This window comes from Rhodanobacter sp. AS-Z3, assembly GCF_029224025.1.
Classification (GTDB): Bacteria; Pseudomonadota; Gammaproteobacteria; order Xanthomonadales; family Rhodanobacteraceae; genus Rhodanobacter.
The window spans coordinates 2,541,938-2,563,775 of record NZ_CP119392.1 but is presented as its reverse complement, the minus strand read 5'-3'; the positions used below and the strand labels follow the sequence as shown (position 1 = coordinate 2,563,775).

At 62.5% G+C, this 21,838-nt stretch carries 16 protein-coding genes; 11 read left to right on the top strand and 5 right to left on the bottom strand.

What is annotated here, in order from left to right; translation table 11 throughout:
- The first annotated feature begins 5 nt into the window (after window positions 1–5).
- The 5 genes from PY254_RS11320 to PY254_RS11300 are packed head-to-tail and all read left to right on the top strand — an operon-like array spanning window position 6 to window position 5,478.
- Window positions 6–1,028, top strand: coding sequence for an MraY family glycosyltransferase (locus PY254_RS11320; RefSeq protein ID WP_281015210.1), 1,023 nt, complete (start codon window positions 6–8; stop codon window positions 1,026–1,028).
- Complete coding sequence (locus PY254_RS11315; protein WP_281012151.1) at window positions 1,015–2,913, top strand: polysaccharide biosynthesis protein; 1,899 nt, start codon at window positions 1,015–1,017, stop codon at window positions 2,911–2,913. The genes PY254_RS11320 and PY254_RS11315 overlap by 14 nt, the downstream gene beginning before the upstream one ends.
- Window positions 2,910–3,785 carry a UTP--glucose-1-phosphate uridylyltransferase GalU gene (galU, locus tag PY254_RS11310; protein WP_281012150.1) on the top strand — a complete coding sequence of 292 codons (876 nt, stop codon included), beginning with the start codon at window positions 2,910–2,912 and terminating at the stop codon, window positions 3,783–3,785. The genes PY254_RS11315 and galU overlap by 4 nt, the downstream gene beginning before the upstream one ends.
- 59 nt (window positions 3,786–3,844) lie before the next feature.
- The gene (locus PY254_RS11305) at window positions 3,845–5,134 is read left to right on the top strand and encodes an NAD(P)/FAD-dependent oxidoreductase (RefSeq protein ID WP_281012149.1); all 1,290 of its coding nucleotides are present in this window, start codon (window positions 3,845–3,847) and stop codon (window positions 5,132–5,134) included.
- The gene (locus PY254_RS11300; RefSeq protein WP_281012148.1) at window positions 5,131–5,478 is read left to right on the top strand and encodes a tRNA-binding protein; all 348 of its coding nucleotides are present in this window, start codon (window positions 5,131–5,133) and stop codon (window positions 5,476–5,478) included. The genes PY254_RS11305 and PY254_RS11300 overlap by 4 nt, the downstream gene beginning before the upstream one ends.
- Window positions 5,479–5,520: 42 nt before the next feature.
- Here the strand turns inward: PY254_RS11300 and PY254_RS11295 are convergent, their stop codons facing one another.
- Window positions 5,521–6,444, bottom strand: coding sequence for an MBL fold metallo-hydrolase (locus PY254_RS11295; protein ID WP_281012147.1), 924 nt, complete (start codon window positions 6,442–6,444; stop codon window positions 5,521–5,523).
- A gap of 143 nt (window positions 6,445–6,587) precedes the next feature.
- On the opposite strand from PY254_RS11295, the gene PY254_RS11290 reads away from it, so the two are divergent.
- Both PY254_RS11290 and PY254_RS11285 read left to right on the top strand, forming a co-directional pair.
- Window positions 6,588–7,247: a cupredoxin domain-containing protein gene (locus PY254_RS11290; protein WP_281012146.1), complete on the top strand. Its 660-nt coding sequence runs from the start codon at window positions 6,588–6,590 to the stop codon at window positions 7,245–7,247.
- 8 nt (window positions 7,248–7,255) lie between these two features.
- Complete coding sequence (locus PY254_RS11285) at window positions 7,256–9,583, top strand: putative bifunctional diguanylate cyclase/phosphodiesterase (RefSeq protein ID WP_281012145.1); 2,328 nt, start codon at window positions 7,256–7,258, stop codon at window positions 9,581–9,583.
- Here the strand turns inward: PY254_RS11285 and alkB are convergent.
- On the bottom strand, window positions 9,580–10,239 hold the full coding sequence (gene alkB / locus PY254_RS11280; RefSeq protein ID WP_281012144.1) for a DNA oxidative demethylase AlkB: 660 nt from the start codon (window positions 10,237–10,239) through the stop codon (window positions 9,580–9,582). The two genes, PY254_RS11285 and alkB, sit on opposite strands and share 4 nt — an antisense overlap.
- A 7-nt stretch (window positions 10,240–10,246) precedes the next feature.
- Window positions 10,247–11,821 carry an SDR family NAD(P)-dependent oxidoreductase gene (locus tag PY254_RS11275; protein ID WP_281012143.1) on the bottom strand — a complete coding sequence of 525 codons (1,575 nt, stop codon included), beginning with the start codon at window positions 11,819–11,821 and terminating at the stop codon, window positions 10,247–10,249.
- A gap of 505 nt (window positions 11,822–12,326) precedes the next feature.
- Here PY254_RS11275 and PY254_RS11270 point away from each other — a divergent pair.
- The 4 genes from PY254_RS11270 (at window position 12,327) to PY254_RS11255 (ending at window position 18,354) form a co-directional block, all read left to right on the top strand.
- Complete coding sequence (locus PY254_RS11270; protein ID WP_281012142.1) at window positions 12,327–13,211, top strand: hypothetical protein; 885 nt, start codon at window positions 12,327–12,329, stop codon at window positions 13,209–13,211.
- A gap of 151 nt (window positions 13,212–13,362) precedes the next feature.
- On the top strand, window positions 13,363–13,893 hold the full coding sequence (locus tag PY254_RS11265; RefSeq protein WP_281012141.1) for an ECF-type sigma factor: 531 nt from the start codon (window positions 13,363–13,365) through the stop codon (window positions 13,891–13,893).
- Between the two features lie 187 nt (window positions 13,894–14,080).
- A complete protein-coding gene (locus PY254_RS11260; RefSeq protein ID WP_281012140.1) occupies window positions 14,081–16,756 on the top strand; it encodes a serine/threonine-protein kinase in 2,676 nt (891 codons plus the stop codon).
- A gap of 173 nt (window positions 16,757–16,929) precedes the next feature.
- Window positions 16,930–18,354, top strand: coding sequence for a c-type cytochrome (locus tag PY254_RS11255; RefSeq protein WP_281012139.1), 1,425 nt, complete (start codon window positions 16,930–16,932; stop codon window positions 18,352–18,354).
- Between the two features lie 145 nt (window positions 18,355–18,499).
- On the opposite strand, the gene PY254_RS11250 is transcribed toward PY254_RS11255, so the two are convergent.
- Together PY254_RS11250 and PY254_RS11245 are read right to left on the bottom strand one after the other, a co-directional pair.
- Complete coding sequence (locus PY254_RS11250) at window positions 18,500–19,417, bottom strand: ribonuclease H-like domain-containing protein (RefSeq protein WP_345781811.1); 918 nt, start codon at window positions 19,415–19,417, stop codon at window positions 18,500–18,502.
- Complete coding sequence (locus PY254_RS11245; RefSeq protein ID WP_281012137.1) at window positions 19,414–21,822, bottom strand: DEAD/DEAH box helicase; 2,409 nt, start codon at window positions 21,820–21,822, stop codon at window positions 19,414–19,416. The genes PY254_RS11250 and PY254_RS11245 overlap by 4 nt, the downstream gene beginning before the upstream one ends.
- Between the last annotated feature and the right edge of the window lie 16 nt (window positions 21,823–21,838).

Sequence of the window (21,838 nt, the reverse complement as noted above, 5' to 3'; positions counted from 1 at the left end):
TGTCGATGTTGATGACCATGGGATGGTTGCTGTCGAGTTTTCTTGTCACCGTGCTGGTTGTGCGTGGTTCGATCGGCTACGCCCGTCGCCGCGGCATGCTCGATCTGCCCGGACAGCGGCGATCGCATCAGATAGCGACCCCGCGCGGCGGCGGCATCGGCGTGGTGGTGGCCATGCTCATATGTCTTCCTGGCGTGCTGTCCCAGCCGCCGAACGCATGGCCCGCCAGCGTGACGGCGGGGTTGCTCAGCGGATTCCTGCTGGTCGCCGTGGCCGGCTGGTGGGATGACCATCGCTCGTTACCGGTACTGCCTCGATTGCTTGCGCAACTGGTCGGGATTGGCCTGGTCTGTGCCAGTCTGCTGGCAACCGGCACCTCGTGGTGGTGGCTGTTCTTGCTGTTGCCCGGTGGCGTCTGGAGTGTCAATTTGCATAATTTCATGGACGGAATCGATGGCCTGCTGGCCCAGCAAGTCATGTTTGTCGGTGCGGGTCTGGCCCTGCTGGCCTATGCCGCTGCGCAACCGGCGCTGGCGTTGGCGGCAGCCGTGATGGCCGTGTCGATGACGGGATTCTGGTGGTTCAATCGTTCACCCGCCCGCATTTTCATGGGCGACGTGGGCAGCGGCAGTGTCGGCTTGCTGATTTTCGCGTTTACCGCCTTGTTGTGGCAGGTCGAGCCGGCGCTCCTGTGGCCGGCCATGATTCTTTCTTCAGTATTCGTCGTGGATGCCACCCTGACCTTGCTTACCCGCATCTGGCGCGGACGGCGCTGGTACACTGCCCACCGCGAACACCTGTATCAGTGGCTGGTTCGCCGAGGTCGAACGCACGCAGGGACCGCTGCGGTCTATCTGGGCTGGAATCTGCTGGTCGCCGCACCAATGGCCTGGTTGGCCTGGAGTCATCTACGCGTGGCGTTGCCGATTACCATGGCAGTCTATACGGGGACATCAGTCGCCTGGCTGATGCTGAAGCGTCGTTGTCTGCGGCGCGACTTGTCAAGGATGCGCCATGTCGCTGCGTAAATTTGTCGCCTTTATTCATCCGCGCATCGCCGTCGTTTTGCATGATCTGGTGATGGCGGTGCTGGCGTGGTGGCTTGCCAAACTGTTTCGGTACGCGCTGGTGCCGGACGATCTGGTCAACTTTCGTTTGCTTGAGTTGCCGATCGTGCTGCTGGTTCAGGGGCTGATCTTTCGCTGGACCGGCTTGTACAAAAGTGTATGGCGATTCGCCAGCCTGCCGGACCTGTGGAATATTGCCCGAGCAGCGGTGGTCGGCGTGTTCTGCATCGGTGTCGCGTTGTTCCTGTACGACCGGCTCGATGGTGTACCGCGCTCCACACTGGCGATCTATCCGGTGCTGCTGTCGGTATTGCTGGGGGGGCCGCGACTGGCCTACCGCTACTGGAAAGACAGCCGCAGGGATCTGTTGCAAAACCAGAGTGTCAAACGGGTACTTATCGTCGGAGCGGATCGCGCCGGAGAGGTGCTCTCGCGCGACCTTCATCGGGACAGTCGTTACAGGGTCGTCGGGTTCATCGACGACAAACCCAGCCTGCGTGGCGCCAATATCAACGGGCAACCGATTCTCGGCCAATTGAACCAACTGCCCGACGTGGCTCGACAGACGGCCGTGGACATGTTGTTGATTGCCTTGCCCGGCGCATCGACCACGGAAATGCGTCGGGTTGTCGCACTTTGCGACGCCACCGACTTGCCGTATCGAACCGTGCCGCGGCTCGAAGATGTCGTCGCCGGGCGCGCGCAGTTCAACGAGATCAAGGAAGTCGCGATCGAGGACCTACTTGGCCGTGACGCGGTAGAACTCGACTGGACGTCCATCCGCGAGACCCTCAGCGGCCGGCGCGTTCTGATTACCGGCGGCGGTGGTTCAATCGGTGCGGAACTCTGTCGCCAGGTGGCCCGGCTGGGTGCGCAAGCGCTCACCGTGGTCGACCAGAGCGAATACAACCTGTATCGCATCGGACAGGAGCTGCGTGCCGATTTTCCAGAACTGATCTTTGACGGCATTCTTGCCAGCTGCTGCGACCCGGCTGCGATGCGCAAGGCCTTTGTCGATTTGCAGCCGCAAGTAGTGTTTCACGCCGCAGCCTACAAGCACGTCCCGATGTTGCAGGGCCAGCTTCGCGCAGGGTTTGCCAACAACGCTGTGGGTACGCGCGTGGTGGCGGATGCGGCCTGTGCGGTAGGCGTCGAGTGTTTCGTACTTATTTCCACGGACAAGGCCGTCAATCCGACCAGTGTCATGGGTGCCTGCAAGCGCGTCGCTGAAATTTACTGTCAGAATCTCAACGCGCACACCGACACACGCTTCATGACGGTGCGCTTTGGCAACGTGCTGGATTCGGCTGGTTCCGTGGTACCGCTGTTTCGGCGGCAAATCCGCGCGGGCGGCCCGGTGACGGTTACGCATCCGGAAGTTTCCCGTTACTTCATGACGATTCCCGAAGCGTGCCAGCTGATCCTGCAAACGGCGAGTCTGGGGCAGGGCGGCGAAATTTTCGCGCTCGACATGGGCGAGCCGGTAAAGATTCGCGACCTCGCCGAACAGATGATCCGTCTTGCCGGCAAGAAGCCGAACAGCGAAATCCCGATCGTCTACACCGGTTTGCGTTCCGGCGAGAAGCTGTTCGAGGAATTGTTTCACCCGCTGGAAAACTACAGCGCGACCACTCACACCAAGATTTTTCTGGCGCAGCATCGTGAAGTTTCTTGGGAGTTGTTGCAGTCCCTGTTGAACAAGGCCGCGGAAGCGGTCACTGCTTTTGATGAAGAAGAACTTCGACGCTGCGTTTCCAGTTTGCTGCCCTCGTTTCGTTGGAGTGAAGCTGCCCAACCGGACAACGTCGTATCGATCCGTCGTGCCAACCCGGAGATCAGTGAGTGAGCAAGCCCTTGCGTAAAGTGGTGTTTCCCGTAGCCGGACTCGGTACGCGCTTCCTGCCGGCGACCAAGGTCGTCGCCAAGGAAATGTTGCCGGTGCTGGACAAGCCGTTGATTCAGTACGCCGTCGACGAAGCCGTGGATGCGGGCGCCGACACCTTGATCTTCGTCACCAATCGCTACAAGCATGCGATTGCCGACTATTTCGACAAGGCCTATGAGCTGGAGTCGAAACTGCAGGAAAAGGGCAAGGCCGAGTTGCTGGCACTGGTGCAAGGCACGCTTCCACGGCATGTCCGTGCGATTTTCGTGACCCAGCCTGAAGCCCTGGGCCTTGGACATGCCGTGCTTTGCGCCAAGCCCGTCGTAGGTGACGAGCCATTCGGTGTGGTATTGCCCGATGACCTGATCTGGAACGGTTCCGGCAAGGGCGCTCTGCGACAGATGGCCGAACTGGCCGATGAGCAGCAGGCTGGGGTGATTGCCGTAGAAGAAGTGCCGCACAACGACACCGACAAATACGGCATCGTCGATGCCACGCCCATTGACGCACGCAGCGCGCTGATCCACAGCATGGTGGAGAAGCCCAAGCCGGCTGATGCTCCGTCGAATCTGGCGGTGGTGGGTCGCTACGTGCTGCCCGGGCGTATTTTTCAACTGCTCGAACAGACCACGCCCGGTGCGGGCGGTGAGATTCAGCTAACTGACGCGATCGACGCGCTGCTGAAAGAGCAGGGCAAGGTGCTGGCCCATCGCTTCGAAGGTATTCGCTTCGATTGCGGCAACAAGGCCGGACTGGTGCGCGCGACCATGCACATGGCGATGCAGGATCCGAAACTGGCACCGACAGTACGCGCTTTTCTCGACCAGCTCTGAATCACGCAGGCCTTGCCCATGCGTGCAAAGTCAACACCATGGGTAGCCGCCATCCCAGCATGAAAACGCCGTCGCCCACGTCGTATTACCAGGCCACGGCGACGCCTTATCCGGCGCACGACACGTTCCAGGGCAGCGCCACGGCTCAAGTGGCAGTCATCGGCGGCGGCTTCGCCGGGTTGAATACCGCGCTGGGGCTGGCTGAACGCGGCGTCAGTGATGTGGTGCTGCTGGAGCGTGAACAGATCGGCTTCGGTGCGTCTGGACGCAACGGAGGCTTCGTCTTCGCCGGCTACTCGCTGGGTGAGCAGGCGCTGCTTGATCAGCTCGGCGCTGAGCGTGCACGCGCATTGTTCGCGCTCACCACCGGCGCTGTCAGCAAGATTCGTCAACGCGTTAGCGATCATGCCATTGCCTGCGACATGGTGGACGAGGGCGTGATCTGGGCGAACTGGTTTCGCGATCCCGACCTGTTGCGCCAGCGGCAACAACTGCTTGCCGAGCAATACGGCGCGAACTGGCAATGGATACCGGAAGCCGAATTGCGCGCGCAGATACACAGCGAGCAATACCACGACGGGTTGTACGAACGCGATGCGCTGCACCTGCATCCACTGAATTATGCGATCGGCCTGGCCGGTGCGGCGGCAGCGCACGGTGTACGCGTGCATGAAAACAGCGGCGCGTGCAGCCTCGCCCGCGAAGGCATGCAGTGGCGGGTACGCACCGCGCAGGGCGAACTGCTGGTCGACCATGTGGTGCTGGCCTGCGGTGGCTACCTTGCCGGCCTGCGCAAGCCGGTTGATCGCGCGATCTTGCCGATTGCCACGTATGTGATGGTCACCGAACCGCTGGGCGAACGCCTGGATGAATGTTTGCATACACGAGCAGCCATCTACGACAGCCGCTTCGCCTTCGATTACTACCGTGCATTGCCGGACACCCGCTTGCTGTGGGGCGGCCGGATCTCCATCCTCAACCGTTCAGCGCGCGCGGTGCAGCGCTTGCTGACGAAGGACATGCTGCGGGTGTTTCCACAACTTCGCGGGGTGCAGATCGACCATGCATGGTCAGGCCTGATGAGTTATGCGCGCCACCAGATGCCGCAAATTGGTGGCGACGGCAACGGCCTGTGGTGGGCACAGGGTTTCGGTGGTCACGGGCTCGCTCCCACCTGCGCTGCAGGTGAGCTGGTGGCGTCCGCCATCGCTGAAGGCGACAACCGCTGGTTGCAATTTGCGGGTTACGGTCTCGAGCGCACCCACCGGCCGTTCGGTTATCTGGCCGCCCAGGCCAGCTACTGGTGGCAACAGGGTCGTGATGGCTTGAAGACAAGGTTGGAAGGATGAGTGAAGTGCACAATTCCGAAATAAGCTGGGCCGATTTCGAAAAGGTCGTGCTGGTCGCCGGCACCGTGACGCGGGTGGAACCGTTTCCGGAGGCACGCAAGCCAGCATGGAAAGTCTGGGCGGATTTCGGTGCCTATGGTGAGAAAAAAACCAGTGCACAGATTGCCGCGCTGTATCGCGCGGAAGACCTGATCGGCCGGCAGATCGTCGGCGTGCTCAACTTTCCGGACAAGCAGATCGGGCCGTTCCAGTCACAATTCCTGCTCACCGGGTTCATCACCGATGAGGGCGTCGTGATTACCTCGGTCGAACGCCCCGTTCCCAACGGCACCCGACTCGCGTGAACCGGCCGCGCAACCGCACTAGTCACTGAAGCCGCCGGATGCTCAGCGATCCAGCCAGACTTCCAGACCCTGGGCATTGAGTTCGATGTCCATGTGCAGCAACTGCTCCAGCGCAGCACGCCCTTTCGTCCAGCCATGTGCCAGCGCGCGAGTGGCATAAAGATTGGTCAGGCTGTCGACCAACTGTGCATGCCGGTCCGCGTGGACACCCGCTTCCTGCGCCAGTCCCACCATCGCATCAATCTGCTCATGCAGGTCGGCGGCCAGACGCTGGAGGTCTTCGATGCGTCCAAAGTGCGTCGGATACATCGCCACCGGTTGCAAGGCAAGCAAACGATGGATTGATGCATGCAGCTCGTCCGGATCAAACTGTACCGGTGATGTGGTGGGCAGGATGAACGGCCCCTTCGCGGTATCGAACTCGCGATAGGACAGGCCGAAGACATCACCGGTAAAAATCACCTGTGCGTGCGCATCGTGGATCGCGATGTGGTGCCTGGCGTGCCCGGGAGTGTCGATGCATCGCAGCAGGCGGCCCGCCAGATCCACCACATGCCCATCGCCGGCTTCCACCACGCGCTCGGCCGGCACCGGGCGCAGTCGTCCGTATTCCCGTTCCATTACCGCCTCGCCATAAACGGCGCTCGCGCCCGCCCATAGCTTCGATGGGTCAATCATGTGGCGCGCACCACGCGGGTGCACTACCAGTTGTGCCTGCGGCAGCCGCGCCATCAACTCACCGGCACCCCCCGCATGATCCAGGTGGACGTGCGTGAGAATCAGCCAGTCGACTTCGGCGACGGCGAGTCCCGCCGCATCGAGCGCAGCCAGCATGCGTGGAACCGAATGGTTGGTACCGCAATCGATGAAAGCACCGCGGCCGTTTTCAACGACGAGATACGCTGCATCGAATCCCGGCCTGACGAAACCGGTGTCGATGGTATGAATACCCTGGGTGGATTGCATGTCAGTCCTGCCGTTGCCGAGGACACCAGACTAGCAAAACGACTGAGCAGACTCATGCATCGATCCGCAGCAGTAGCAGCGCATGCTCGTCCATGCCCGGAACTGGGGTAGGCTAGTTGGGTGTTCCGTCAAGGCGTTGCCCGATGTCCATATTTCGATTGACTGGCCTGGCCTGCTTGCTGGCGTTGATGGCAACTCCGCTGGCTGCGGCGACGGTGACGGTGCATGTGGCTGATCCACAAGGGCGAGCGGTTGGTGATGCGGTGATCACTTTGATTCCGGAATCCGCCGTGGCAAGTCAGACACCGGCGCAGGCACCGAAGACCTACTACGTCGACCAGAAGAATGAAGCTTTCATCCCGTACGTGCAGATCCTGCGACCTGGCGACAAGGTCATCTTCCGCAACAGTGACACCACCCGCCACCAGGTTTATTCCTTCTCGCCGATCCGGCAATTCGAGTTCGTCCTGCGTCCGGGCCAAAGTTCACCAACGCTGGTGTTGGACAAGACCGGCATTGTAGCCGTGGGCTGCAATATCCACGACGACATGATCACTTATCTGTTCGTCTCTAACGCGCCAGCGATCGGAATGTCCGATCGGGCAGGTGATGCCACCTTCGACGGGCTTGCGCCAGGGCGCTACACGGTGCGTCTGTGGCATCCGCAATTGCCGCCGGGAGCGCCACAGCCGGAACAACAGGTTTCGCTGGGCAGTGCGGCTGACGCGCCGCACCTGAAGTTTACCTTGACGCTGGTGGCCGACCCACGTGGACCGATGACGCACGCACGCGCGGATTACTGATCACGGCCATGCCCTTCATCGGATTTCGTCTGCGGCTGGCGCTGTTCTTTGTAGCGACCCTGGTGCTGGTGCAGTTATTGACTGCCAGCCTGGTATACGAAGTGACGCGGAAGGCCATGATCACCGAAGGCGAGCGGCAGTTGAGCGCCAACGCCGCGGCCCTGGTGGCCCAGATGGATGACATCTCGGCGCGGGTTGCGGGCAATGTCGAGGTGCTGTCGCTGGACTATGCACTACGCTCGGCCATCGCCGAACGTGATCAGGGCACGGTGATGTCGGTGCTGCGCAACCATGGTCGCCGGGTGGGTGCCTCACGCATGCTGTTGATCGATCTTGATGGAAGCATTGAGGTCGACACCAATCCTGCCGGTCATCCCATGCAACGGTTCCCGTTTCCGGATCTGATCGCGCAAGCCTATGTGCAGCGCACGGCCGCCGTGGTCGCGCTGGATGGCAAGGCATCCTGGATGGTGGTCGTTCCCATCTACGCGCCGCAACCGGTGGGCCTGGTGGTGGTGAACGTGCCGCTGAATGATGCGTTGCTGGGTCACTTGCAGAAGCTGTCCGCACTGCCACGCAGCATCGAACTGGGCGCCGAACTGTCGCCGGGAAAATGGTCCCTGATCGCCACCGCCAGCGGTGATATCGGCATGGTCAACAGCCTTGACGAAGCCGGTCACGGCTTGCCATCGAAACCGGTGTTGATTCGCGTGGGCGACCGCGAAGTCATGGTGCTCGCGCAGAAACTGAAACAGCCTCGGCACAGTACACCGGTGGTGGCCGTGCTGGGTTACTCGCTGGATGACGCCTTGCGCCCGTTCCGCAGCATCGCGATTGCCTGGGCCAGCCTGCTAGGGCTCGGCCTTGCAGTCGGCCTGGTTGGGGCATGGTTCGCCGCACGCAGCGTGTCGCGTCCGGTTGAAGCGCTCGCTGCATCGGCGCGACGCATTGCCGGTGGTGATTACGAACGCCCGGCAAACATTCCGCGCAATGACGAGATCGGTCAACTTGCGCAGGCATTCAACAGCATGACCGAAGCCGTGCGCCAGCGTGAGCAGCATATTCGCCACCAGGCCATGCACGACAGCGTGACCCACCTTCCCAACCGCACGGCCGCCGAGATCGCCATCAATCAGCACCATGATGCAGAAGGCGCTCCGGCAGGTGCGTTGTTGATGATCGGGCTGACTCGAGCGCCCGACATCATCAAGACCATGGGGCATGCGCTATGCGATCGCCTGCTGCGCGATGCCGGAGTGCGTATCAGCGGAGTTGCCGACGAGGCTTTCCTTGCGCGCACCGGCGATTCGCAATTCGCGCTGTGGCTGCCGATGGCCGACAAAACCATGGCGATGACGGCAGCGCTGCGGGTGCTTGAGGTGCTCAACAAACCCTATGTGGAAGCTGACATCAGCATTGATCAAATGCCGGCGATCGGTATTGCGTTGGCAACAGAAGTACCGGTGCCGGCGGGGGTGCTGCTGCGTCAGGCCGAGGTCGCACAGTTTGCAGCCAGCGGTTCGACCAACGCGATCCATTGGTATGACGAGGCGATCGATCCTCATCGCCCGGAGCGACTGTCACTGATGGGCGACCTGCGGGAGGCGCTGGATGGCGACGGACTCTCGCTGCACTACCAGCCGAAATTTTCGCTCGCCAGTCGGCGCATCGACTCCGCCGAGGCGCTGCTGCGCTGGAACCACCCCCAGCGTGGGCGAGTTTCTCCGGAGCTGTTCATCGGCATGGCCGAAGACACCGGCAATATCCAGCGGCTGAGTCAGTGGGTGCTGAATCAGGCACTCCAGCAAGTGCAAGAGTGGCTCGCTCGTGGTCGCCAATTTCATGTGGCCGTGAATCTGTCCGCGCGTGACCTGGACGATGCCTCACTGGTGGCCGGCATCCGCCGCTTGCTGGAGATCCATCAGGTGCCGTCTTCGCTACTGACGGTTGAAGTCACCGAGCGTGCGGTAATGGGCGAACCGGATACGGCAGTGCGGATTCTGCGCCAGCTCGCCGACCAGGGCATTGGCATTGCCATCGACGATTTCGGTGTGGGCCAATCCAGTTTCGCCTACTTGCGCCACCTGCCAGTCAGCGAACTGAAGATCGATCAACTGTTTGTGCGGAATCTGGCCACCGAACCCGGCGACCGGATCATTGTCGAAGGCATGGTGGAAATGAGTCATCGCCTTGGCTATCGAGTCACCGCTGAAGGCGTGGAAGACCAGGCGGCGCTGGATTGCCTGACCGCCATCGGCTGCGACTTCGCGCAAGGCTATTTCATCTCCCGACCGGTGCCCGCATCGGAGTTCGTCACGCTGAGCGCGCCACCTTAGCCTGCACGACGAAACGTGAGGTTGATACGGATGTCACCCAGCAGGGGATGATGCGCGAGCTTGATCGGCGCCACGCCGTGGTAATGCTGTCGTGCCGGGCCACCCCAGACCACAACATCACCATGCGCCAGCGGCACGTGCTGGGTGAGATCGGTGCGTTGCAATCCGCCGAACAGGAATACCGCAGGGACACCCAGTGAAACAGAAACAATCGGATGCGCGTAGTCATGCTCGTCGCGATCCTGATGCAGGCTTAGCCGCGTACCCACTTCATAACGATTGACCAGGCAGGCGTCGGGCATGAAATCGGCAAAGCCGGCGCGGGCGGCCGCCGCAGTCGCCAGTTGCAAAAAAACCGCCGGCATCGAAGGCCATGGTTCACCACTCTGCGGGTCTCGCCGCGCATAGCGATAGCCACGGCGATCACTGACCCAGCCCAACGCTCCGGCATTGGTCATCGCCACCGACATGCGCAAACCACCCGGCGTGAGCAGGTGGCGAAACGGCGCCTGTGCGGTGATGTCATGGATCGCCTGCAGCAGCGCAGCGTCATGTTCCAACGCAAACGCGCGCAGCACCACAGCGCCCTCGCACAAACGCTCGTCGCGAGGCTTGAGCGGGAGCGCGGCATCAGCAAACAGGTCGGTCGTGATCACGTGTGTATTACCAGTCGGTAGGACGGTAGTCCTTCAGGAACTGGCCCCACACATGCTCGCCGGTGTTGATGCCGTGGATGATCGGATCGACGATGCGCGCGGCGCCGTCGACGATATCCAGCGGCGGGTGGAAGCGCTCTTCCAGCACCTTTTTCGCCGCCAGCTCGGCCGGATCTTCGTCGGTCACCCAACCGGTATCCACGCTGTTCATGTGGATGCCGTCGTTGTGGTAATCGGTGGCGGCCGTGCGCGTCATCATGTTCAACGCCGCCTTGGCCATGTTCGTATGCGGGTGGCGGGTGGTCTTGAAGTTGCGGTAGAACTGGCCTTCCATCGCGGATACGTTGACGATGTGCTTGTCGCGTTCACCGGTGCGCAGCATCAGCGGTTTCAACCGCGCGTTGATGATGAACGGCGCGATCGCATTGACCAGTTGCACTTCCAGCAATTCCACCGAAGGCACTTCGGCCATCAGCATGCGCCAGGAATTACGCTGGCGCAGGTCGATTTGCTGCAGGTCCTGGTCCAGCCGCCCTTCCGGGAACAGATGGCTCTGTGCCAGCAGTTCTTCCGGCAGCAACGGCAATTGCGACAGTTCGGCGGCGCGGGTCAAACCGGGAACCGCCGTATCGCGCTCGGCGAGCGGCCCGACGGACGCGCCATCCTGCGGCAGGATGTTCGAACCTCGCAAACCTTCGTAGTGGCCGACCAGCTGACGCACCTGCTCGGGCATGTCATGCAGCGCGGCCGTCTCGCCTTCCATCATGTGCGCGTAGAAGTCCGGCGGTCGGCGCACGGTCTGGCAGGCGTTGTTGATGATGAAGTCCAGCCGCGGACGGGTCGCCACCAATTCCTGGCAAAACGCTTCCACACTGGGCGTGTGCCGCAAATCCAGGCCATACACCTGCAGCCGGTGACCCCATTCGGAAAAATCCGGCTCAGCCGCGTAACGCGACGCGGAGTCGCGCGGGAAACGCGTGGTAACGATCAGCTCCGCGCCAGCACGCAGCAGCTTCAGGCCTGCCTGGTAGCCGATTTTCACGCGACCGCCGGTAAGCAGGGCAACGCGTCCGCTCAGGTCAGCCAGTTCGCTGCGCTTGGCGTAATTGAAGGCCGCGCAGTCCGGGCACATCTGGTCGTAGAAAAAATGCAGGGTGGAGTATTTCTTCTTGCACACGTAGCAGTGTTTCGGCTCGACGGATTCGCGTGGCTGTGCACTGTCCGCGTCGGGCGCGATGTCGTGGGGCAGGAAGTCCTTCGGCGCGAACAGGTTGGGGGTGGTGAACACCGGGCTGCGGCGGAGCGCGCGAATCCCGGTCTGGTTGAGCACGGCATCCTCAGCCTGCACCTTGTTGGCATGTCGTGCCTTCTCGGCCGCCTTCAACTTGATCCGGCGCGCCCCGGGATCAGGATGATAAACCTGCGCCACCGCCTGGTGCAGGCGCTGGCGGTCTTCGGCCGGCATGCTGTCAAGCAACGCACGATCGGCGGCTACGGATTCCAGCAAGGCCGCCGCCGCACGCAGGCGTTCCAGCAAGTCAGCGTCAGCATCGTCCGATGGAGGGGTTGGGGCAGGTGTCATGGTCAAGTCGGTCATCCGTCGGGCGTCATCGGTCAGCAAGGGCAATGCGCCTGTGGCGCATTGCTAACCGCCTATTTTGCCTGAATTTTCGGTTGTGGCGCGAAAGTGCAGCGCGATGGGCGCAGCACGCCCGCGCCTGCTAGCCATGCCGCCCTTGAGAACTGGGTGTCAGCGCACGTTTTCATGGCATTGCCGCTGCCAAAGTAGTGGCGTGGTTGTCCAGGCAGGGCGACCGACAGGTATCCGGGTCAAGTAAGGCGCTAGCGGAGTCGAGCGTCTCGACCATCCAGGCAATCAGGATCATTTCGTGAGCATGTCGATGAATCCAGGCGGACAGGAACAGGCCGTCACCACGACTGGTTCTTTTCACGCTTACGCAACTACGGTTGACGCCGTGCTTGGTAATTTGCCTACCGCGCATCGTGCTCCGCCGATCGGCCACCGGATGACCGGGCAGGGTTGTCACGGCGCCAGAAGTGAACGTGGCACCTCGCGGATTCGGTTTGTGTACTTCACGGCAACCGACACCAGCGATCGCCACGAGTTCTACCACCACTATTTGATCAACGCCGAAGTGTTGCTTGACCGCGTACTCGCCGCACGTGCCAGCGGTCTGCGTCCGCTGGCACCGGCACTGGATTACGCCGCCGAAGCACGTGCCACCGTGCCACCGCCGCCAGGCATGTTTCACCGGGCCACCCTGGAATACCGGCGCTGGTACCGCAGCAATGGCAGTTTGCGCGCGCAACCTTTGACACAGGAAGCGCTGTCGCTGCGACTGGCAGCTACCGGAGAAATTTCGATGCGTTCGGCGCGCGCCAGCATCGCACGGCGCTCGCATGCGTTGCCGGCCAGTGACCAGGCATGGCTGATCGCCCGGCGCCATATTCCACTGGAACAGCGTCCATTGAATCAGTCGGAATGGTACAAGCTGGCGGCAGCGCTTGACGGCGTCTGGCAGTCTTCGATCGGAGCATCATCGGCCGAACGCGTCAATCGCCAGATCACACTGCGCGTGGTGTCTCTGCTCGGCAGCCTGCTGGATGAATACGTAGCGTCGCCTTTCCAATCCGCGGCACTTGCCGATGCCTTCAACGAGCATCACCTGAACCATCTGCGCCAGTCAATTTCGAATTCGCGCCAGGTCGAGTCCGATTCGGGCACGTTGCTGGCAGGCCCGAAAGCCTGGTTCGCCGCCAAGGCGGTACGCATGCGCGCAGAGCATCAGCTGGGCTTGTCGATGGCGACAGCTGCCAACGGCACGATCGGCCTGGCCGCCCGCCCCGTAGTCGGCCTGCTCGGTGGGCGGCTGCATACCTTCGTGGAAGGCCGACGTGCAGGCGCTCGATCGATGCCGGCCATGATGGCGGTACAAGCCAGCACGGGTTGAACAGACTCTTCGTCACCGCTGTTGCCACACCAGAGCATCCCTCCGACAACCGCAGCCTGCCTTTGCCAGCAGCCTGAGCCATGTCCGTATCGGCAAGGCTCACCAGAGCGCGTACCATGCGCCGATGGCGGCTGCATGGAGGGGTATCGTCATGTCCGAAATGACGTTGCAGGGCGGCGGCAGTTCGACCGACGCATTATTTTCCATGGTCTATGCACGGCTCAAGGCGATGGCTGCGAAGCAGCTGTCCGGGCGTCGCCATACCACCCTCGACACCACCGAATTGGTGCACGAACTGTATCTGCGGATTGGCCGCCGCGAAGCCCTGCAGTTCGAACATCCCGCCCAGTTCTTTTCCTACGCCGCACGGGCGATGCGCCATCTGCTGATGAATCGCGCACGTGATCGATTGCGCTTGTGCGCCGGCGGACAGTGGATGCGGATCACCCTCGACGACAGCGATACCCGGCTGGCCTTTGATACTGCCGAAGAGGCGCTGGCGCTGGACGCGTCGCTGGATGCGCTGGAGCAGACCGATGCTCGCGCCGCACAGGTGGTGGAATTGCGCTACTTCGCCGGACTGAGCCTGGAACAGGTCGCTGAAACCCTCGGCCTGGCCCGGCGCACGATTGATCGCGACTGGCGTTTTGCGCGCGCCTTCATCAAGGCGCGCATGGATTAAGCAAGGTTGACAGCGACGCTGTCGCAGTTGGCGCAAGTTCGGGGTTTAGCTCAACACAACGTACAACGCATCGCGGGGAATCCCTCTGCAACCCACTTCCACATTGCGCGAACTGTTCGAGGCGGCACTCCAGCTGCCAGTCGCGGCGCGCGCGCCGTGGCTGGCAGGAAACTGTTCCAATCCGTTGATGCGTGCCGAAGTCGAAGACCTGCTTGCCGCCGATACGGGCGATGAAGCGTTGTTGGCTTCCGGCGATGCGGCCAGCGCGGCCCGCGCCATCGGTGACGCCGCCGTTGCGGTCATGCTGCCTCCCGGTAGCCAGATCGGCCCGTTCGAGCTGATCGAAGTGTTGGGCGAGGGCGGTTCGTCGACGGTATTTCGCGCTTTTCGCCAAGAGCAGGGCGTGCGCCACGAAGTGGCGATCAAGGTATTGGCACACGGGCTGTACAGCACCGAAGCCAAGCACCAGTTCCGCCGGGAACGCGAGGCACTGTCGCGCCTGCGCCACCCTGGCATCGCACACTTGATCGAGGGTGGCATCACCGAAGATGGTCTGGCCTATATTGCGCTGGAGTTGGTCGATGGGGCACCCATCACACATTACGCGCGCACTCATTCGCTTGCGCTACGCCAGCGGCTGGAGTTGTTTCTGACGGTTTGTCGCACGGTTGAGGCGGCGCATAACGCACTGATCGTGCATCGCGACCTGAAGCCATCCAACGTACTGGTCACCACCGAAGGCGAAGTGAAACTGCTCGACTTCGGCATTGCCAGCCTGCTGGACGAAGAAACCGACGACACATCGCTGTCGCCGCTGCGGGCATTGACTCCGGCCTACGCTGCACCCGAGCAGTTCGGGCAGGGACCGATTACCACGGCTACCGACGTATACGCGCTCGGCGTCCTGCTGGACGAATTGCTCACCGGCCGGCGCTACCAGTCTGATGATTCGCGCGAGCCAACGTCGGCATCCACGAGCAAGCAGGCTTTTCCGGACACCACAGCCGCAAAGGTCGTGCGTCGCCCTCGCCGCGAACTGGAACATATCGTCTACAAGGCTACCGCGACCCAGCCAGATCAGCGCTATCCGTCCGCCGGCGCGCTGGCCGACGACATCAAGCGCCACTTGAGCCATCAGCCGGTGCGTGCGCATCCATCGTCGCGCTGGTACCGCATGACGAAGTTCATCACACGCTATCGCGCCGGTGTCGCCACTCTGACGGTATTCCTGGTCGCCATCTTGCTGGCACTCGGGGTTGCCCTGTGGCAAGCGTCAGCAGCGCGGGAACAGGCTGCACGGGCGAATGCCGTGCGTGACTTTCTGGTATCGGTATTCCAGTCGGCTGGCGCGGATCTGCCGACGGACGAACGACCTACGCCGGAAGACCTGGTCAAGCAGGCGACCAGTCGCCTGCTGACGGGCAACAACTTGCCGGATGCGCAGCGGGTCGACCTGGCGCTGGCGCTGGCCAAGGTAGCGCGCAGTGTCGGCTCATATGCCCAGGCCATGAGCCTGTTGGATCATGCCGCTCCGACCATCAGCCGGCTGTACGGTCCGAGCGATGCGTTGTGGTGGGATGCGCAAATTCTGCGCGCTTCGGTGCTGGAGGATCAGGCGCGAGACGCTGAAGTTGTTGTGCAGTTGCAACCGTTGCAGGCTGGCCTGGTAATGCGCCGGGACCGCCTGGGTCTGCAGGGCTTGCGCGTGCTTGGCAACGCGTTGCTGCACAGCGGTCGCATCGACGATGGTCTGGCCATGCTGGCCAGCGCACGCCAGATCGCGGGCCAACTCAAGCTGCCCGATGCCCAGCTATCGGCGTCCATTGACGAAGCCACCGCCCTGCTGGATGCCGAGCACTTCCGTGCGGGACTGGCGCGCGCCGACGCGGCGCTGGCGCTGTGGCAGGGCAGTGACAGCCCGATGGATCCGCGAATCCTCGACCTGTATGAAGCTATCGCGCTCGGCGCCGAAGCGGCGGGTGACACGGTGCGTGCGGAGAATGCCTATCGCCAGGCAATCACCACGGGCGACCGCTTCTTCGACAAGCCCAATCCGCAACAGGCCTGGAACGTAGGTATGTATGGCTCCTTTCTGATCGCTCAGGGGCGCTTTGTCGACGCCGAGCCTTACGCCGTGCGCGGACTAGAACTGCGTCGCCGCGTATTCGGCAATGACGATCCCCGCACGCTGTATGCGATCGCCGCGATGGGCAAGCTGCAGTATGGTCAGGGACACTACAAGGAGGCGGCTGACTGGTATGCGCAAGGCATCGATGGTTGCCGGCGTACATCGCTGAAAAAACTGGTCTGTCCGCGGTTGCTGGGTTTGCGCGGGCTGGCCTGGAGCATGGCCGGAGAGTTCGACAAGGCCGAGGTGGATATTCACGCCGCGCTCGACGCGCAACGCGCGTTCGACGGGGACAACAATCCAAACTATGCCTACGTACTTGAACAGCTCGCCGGCTTGCAGCTGGCGCGTCATCAATATGTGGAAACCGTGGTGACTACCGACCGTGTGCTGGCCATCTACCGCAGCGCCAAAGGTGGCATGATCCAGCGCGAATTGGGTACCCGGCTGATGCGCGCGAAGGCGCTGTTTGCGCTCGGCCGCAATGACGATGCGCTACGCGAAGTGCTGGATATCGAACCAAAATACAACGCGATGTTTCCCACCGGCAACGCCCGCTTTGGCATTTTTTCACTCAAGGCACGCGTGCTGGCACGCGCACACCGCAATGACGAAGCCGCAACGGCGGCTCACGACGCACTCGGCATCGCTCAACCGCCTGGCAGCAAAGACACCGAGCTTGTTGCCGAACTGACCCGCATCGCCGCGGCAGGGCGGGACGCTAGGCAACGCTGAGCCGGCTCGGCCTCAGTCCGGGCCGGTTACCAATCCGCGCATTTCGCCGGGTGCAACCCGGATGTCGCACTTTCCCCCCCAACGGTGTTTCCCGTCATTGCCACGACCTCAATCGGTCGCGGTGAGGGCAGGGGGCTGCGTATCAAATCATTCCGCCAAGGGGAAACATTGTCATGGTTCATCCACTCAAGTTCCGGTCCGTAATCAGCCAACAGCTTGCTGCGATGATCGCGGCCATTTTGATTGCCGGTGCTGCAGGCAGCGCGCAAGCGCAACCGGCCGATCCGCAGATCACCAGCAATCCTTCGGGAAAGTTGCAAACCGTAACGCCAAACGGCCAGATCGATACCAACAACCCTTTCTTCAAGAGCTTCGGCACGAACGGTCGATCCTGCGATTCCTGTCACCGGCAGGCACAGGGCTGGTCCATGTCGCCCGATGAGTTGCGCCAGCGCTTCAACAGCACCGGCGGTCATGATCCGGTGTTCGCCCTGGTCGATGGCGCGAATTCGCCGCTGGCGGATGTATCCAGCGTATACGCTCGTCGCGTGGCATATTCCATGATGCTCAATCGCGGCGTTGTGCGTGTCGGCATGCCAATGCCGGCCAACGCCGAGTTCCGCCTGACCGCGGTGGATGACCCCTATGGCTATGCCAGTGCACACGACATGTCACTGTTCCGTCGCCCATTGCCATCGACGAACCTGATCTGGCTCACCGCCGTGATGTGGGACGGGCGCGAAACCCACATGTCATTCCTGCCGCCGATGGATGCCGGGATAAACCACGAAGACGTGATCGAGAGTCTCGCTTCGCAGGCGCATGACGCCATCATGGGCCACGAGCAGGCGGCGGTTGAACCCAGTGCCGCCGTCATCGACCAGATCGTGGATTTCGAAGTACATCTGTTCACCGCGCAACTGGTCGACGAGGATGCCGGCAAGCTCAACGGTGGCTCGGCCATGGGTGGCGCCAACATCCTCGCCCAGCAGCGCTTCTGGGTCGGCATCAACGACACCTTGGGCAACGATCCCACTGGCGACGTCTTTGATGAAAAGGCGATGCGCCTGTTCGATGAATGGAACGATCCCAATGCGCAGCACAGTCACGACCCGCGCGAGCGCGCACGCGGCTCGATCGCTCGTGGCGAGCAACTGTTCAACACCTTGCCCATCATGATCAGCGGCGTTGGCGGCCTCAACGATGCCATCGGCCAGCCGGTCATCACCGGCACCTGCTCGACCTGCCACAACTCGCCCAACATTGGTAACCATTCGGTAGCCTTGCCGATCAATATCGGCATCTCCGACGCGAGTCGCCGAACCATGGACATGCCGTTGTACACGCTGACCAACGTCAGCACCGGGCAAGTGGTAAAGACCACCGACCCCGGCCTGGCCATGCGCACCGGCAAATGGGCTGACATCGGCAAGTTCAAGGGGCCGATCCTGCGCGGCGTGGCGGCGCGTGCGCCGTATTTCCACAATGGCTCCGCCGCGACGCTCAACGACGTGGTCGACTTCTACGACACCCGCTTCAACATCCACATGAATACGCAACAGAAGCGTGATCTGGCGGCATTCCTTGCCGCACTCTGAGCCAGGGTGACCATGCGATGCTCTGCAGCGCTCGCGGGGTGAGTGAGTGTGGTACCGGCAGGTGTTGCGGGATCGCTTCCCGCAACACCTGCCAACCATCTACGCAGTAGCAGTCCGGCTGCCGCGCGGTCCGCTGGATCGCGCGCTACCCCGGAGTGGCAGACGAGCCGGCCATATGCAGCAGCACACCGGCCAGGCTTTTCAGATCCTGCGCGTTGTGCGCAGCTACCCGCCGCAGGTTTCTGGCGGAGCCGCCACGCAGATAAGTTAGCCACGCGGCAGGCGCTTCGGAGCCGGGCAGATCGTCCTCACGCACCACGCCCAGCAGTTGGCGTTCGGCGGTGGCAAGACGACAGTTTTCCCATTGGTGTTTCCAATGGCGGCGAACCGGATGCAGCAGATCGAGATGACCGAGGCCGGCCAGCGGATTGGCCAGGCGCGCCAGACGATAACGAGTGGCCAGCAGCGGTGCGTCGTAGCACTTGCCGTTGTAGCTGACGAGTACGGTGTCGGCGCTGAGCCATTCGGCAAACGTACGCAGCATGGCCGTCTCGGCGGCCATCGTGGTGAGGACGAGCTGGCGGATGCGGAACCGACCATCGATCCAGTCCGCAGCACCGATCATGAAAGCGCGCGTGCCCGTGCCGCCGGCCAGACCCGTTGTTTCGGTATCGAAATGCAGCAGGCGATAGTGATGCACCGGCTCCATCCGCGCGAACGTGGCGTCGATGACCGCCGGCGGGTTCAACCAGTCGGCGAACTCCTCGGTGTAACGCAAGCCGGGCGCGATCTCCACGCCAGGCACTTCACGGTCGCTGGATACGAGCGTGCTCGGACCATGCTTGAGCTGCGCGTGGCGTTGCAGCAGACGACGCAGCTCGGGCGAAAGCGTGCGATTGGCCGTCGCCAGGCTTGCGGCGCTGGCGGGGCGCGTGTTTTGTGGTGCCACGGCAGCCGCCAGGAAATTCGCCAGACCGGATGGCGCTGGCACCTTTGGCATGAGGCCATCCACCTTGCCGGCCTCTGCCCGCAACTTGCGCATCCGAGCGGCAAGTGCGCTCACAGCGCCACCAGCAAGGCCAGTACGCGAAGCGCCAACGACTTCGGCGTGGCGGCAACATCTTCATCTGCTGCCAACACCGGGCCCACGCAAGCCGGACAACCGGCGCGACAATCACAGCGTTCAATCATGCTGACCGACTGCGCCACCAGATCCTCGCGACGTTGGAACAAGGGTTCACTCTGGCCGATGCCACCGGGGAACGCGTCGTACAGATAGACCGTGGGCGTAAACGGAGCATCCGGCGCCAGCGCAGCCGGCTGGCCATCGCTGCCACGCAACTGTCCGCGTCCGCTGATGTCGGCGCTGACGAACCACGCTCCGTCGCCGCTCCCCACGGATTTCTGCAGGTCACGCGCCTCGGCCATCACCGCCACGGTGGCCACGATGTGTAGTGCATACGCCGCGCCGAGGAAACCGTCGAGCGCCTGCTGGCGTTGTTCGAAAGCCGCTTCCAGCACCGCTTGCGGCAGCTGCCACCACACAGCGGTGGTATGCAGTTCCTGGTCGGGCAGGTTGACCGGGCCGTAGCCGATGTTCTCGTGCGAGTAGAAGCGGATCTTCTTGTAGCCGGGCACGCGACGCACCACATGCACTTCACCGTGATGCGCATGACCGCAACCGGCATGCGAGCTGTCGAAGCAGTCCAGCACTTTCAACTTGGTGTAGTCGATGGCGTCCGTGTAGTAGTCGACTTGGGTGCGCGTGACATAGGCCTTGCGGCCTTCCCAGTCGAGCTTTTCCACCTGGTAAGGCAGCGACTGGATCATGTGGATCGCGCCTTCGTACAAGGTGACGGCAGCGGCGGAGTAGTCGACTTCGGCAATGATGGTCTGGCGGCCATCGGTGCGGTCGACTACCACGAAGTTGCCGTCGGCGACCGAGCGCAGCGACACCGCGATGGCCGGATAACTGTCGGCAATCCACTCCCAGCGATCGCCTTCGCGATGCAGCACGCCTTCCTCGCCCAGCAAGTCCAGCCACGGCGTGGCGACTTCGGTGCCGAACATCTCGTCGCCGATGAACGGCAGCTCGAACGCGGCGCAGCGGATATGGTCCAGCAGAATCAAGGGTTGATCCGGCTGGATGCGCGCATGTTCCGGTGGTGCGCCCTGGAAGAATTCCGGATGGCGTACCAGGTACTGATCCAGCGGATCGGAGCTGGCCACCAGCACGCCCAGTGCCGATTGTTGGCGTCGACCGGCACGGCCGAAGCGCTGCCAAGTCGCCGCGACGGAACCGGGATAGCCGTTCAACACCACCACGTCGAGACTGCCGATATCCACGCCCAGCTCAAGGGCCGAGGTGCTGACGATGCCGTCGATGCTGCCCTCGCGCATCGCCCGTTCGGCGGCGCGACGTTCCTTGGGCAGATAGCCGCCACGATAAGCACGGATGCGTGGAGGTTTGCGCGGGTCGTGGTCGAACACGTCCTTGAGGTATTTGGTCAGCACCTCGACCATGCTGCGTGATTGCGCAAACACCAGCGTTTTCATGCCCGACTTGATCGCCAGCCGCGCGATGCGATTGGTCTGCGAACGTGCCGACGCACGCAGGCCCAGATCGGGATTGATCACCGGCGGATTCCACAGCAGCACGTGCTTGTCCCCGGTGGGTGCGCCGCTTTCGGTGATCGCTGTGACGGCGTCTTCGATCAGCGCCTCGGCATGCTCCTGCGGATTGCCGATGGTGGCCGAGCACAGGATGAATTGCGGCGTCACGCCATAGAACGCGCACACGCGCTTCAGCCGGCGGATCACGTTGGCTACGTGCGAGCCGAACACGCCGCGATAGGTGTGCACCTCGTCGATCACCACGTAGCGCAGGTTCTCGAAGAACTGCGCCCACTTGGTGTGATGCGGCAGGATGGCCTGATGCAACATGTCCGGGTTGCTGACCACGATGTCGCCGTGCAGACGGATCGCCTGGCGCGCATCGCCGGGCGTGTCGCCGTCGAAGGTGAACGCCTTCACGCCCAGCTCGCCGGCCTTGTTCAATTCCAGCAGTTCGGCGACCTGATCCTGTGCCAGCGCCTTGGTCGGGAACAGATACAGCGCCTTGGCGTGGTCCTGCATCGCCGCGCTGATCACCGGCAGTGTGTAGCACAGCGACTTGCCCGAGGCGGTAGGCGTGACGATGGCTACATGCGCGCCGCCTTGAGTTGCCTGCCATGCCTCAGCCTGATGGCTGTAAAGCTGTTCGATGCCGCGCGTGCGCAACGCTTGCGCCAGTGCTGGCGGCAGATCTTCGGGTAAGGGTGCGAACGAACCTTCCTTGCCGGGCACCACGAACGCGCCGGTGATGCGCGCCGCATAGCGCTTCGACAAACGCTGGGCCAGCGTACGTCCATCGCCTGGATCACGCAGTACAAGGTCGTCGGTGGCGTAGCGGTCGGGCAGGGCATTCATGGCTTTGGGTCCGCAA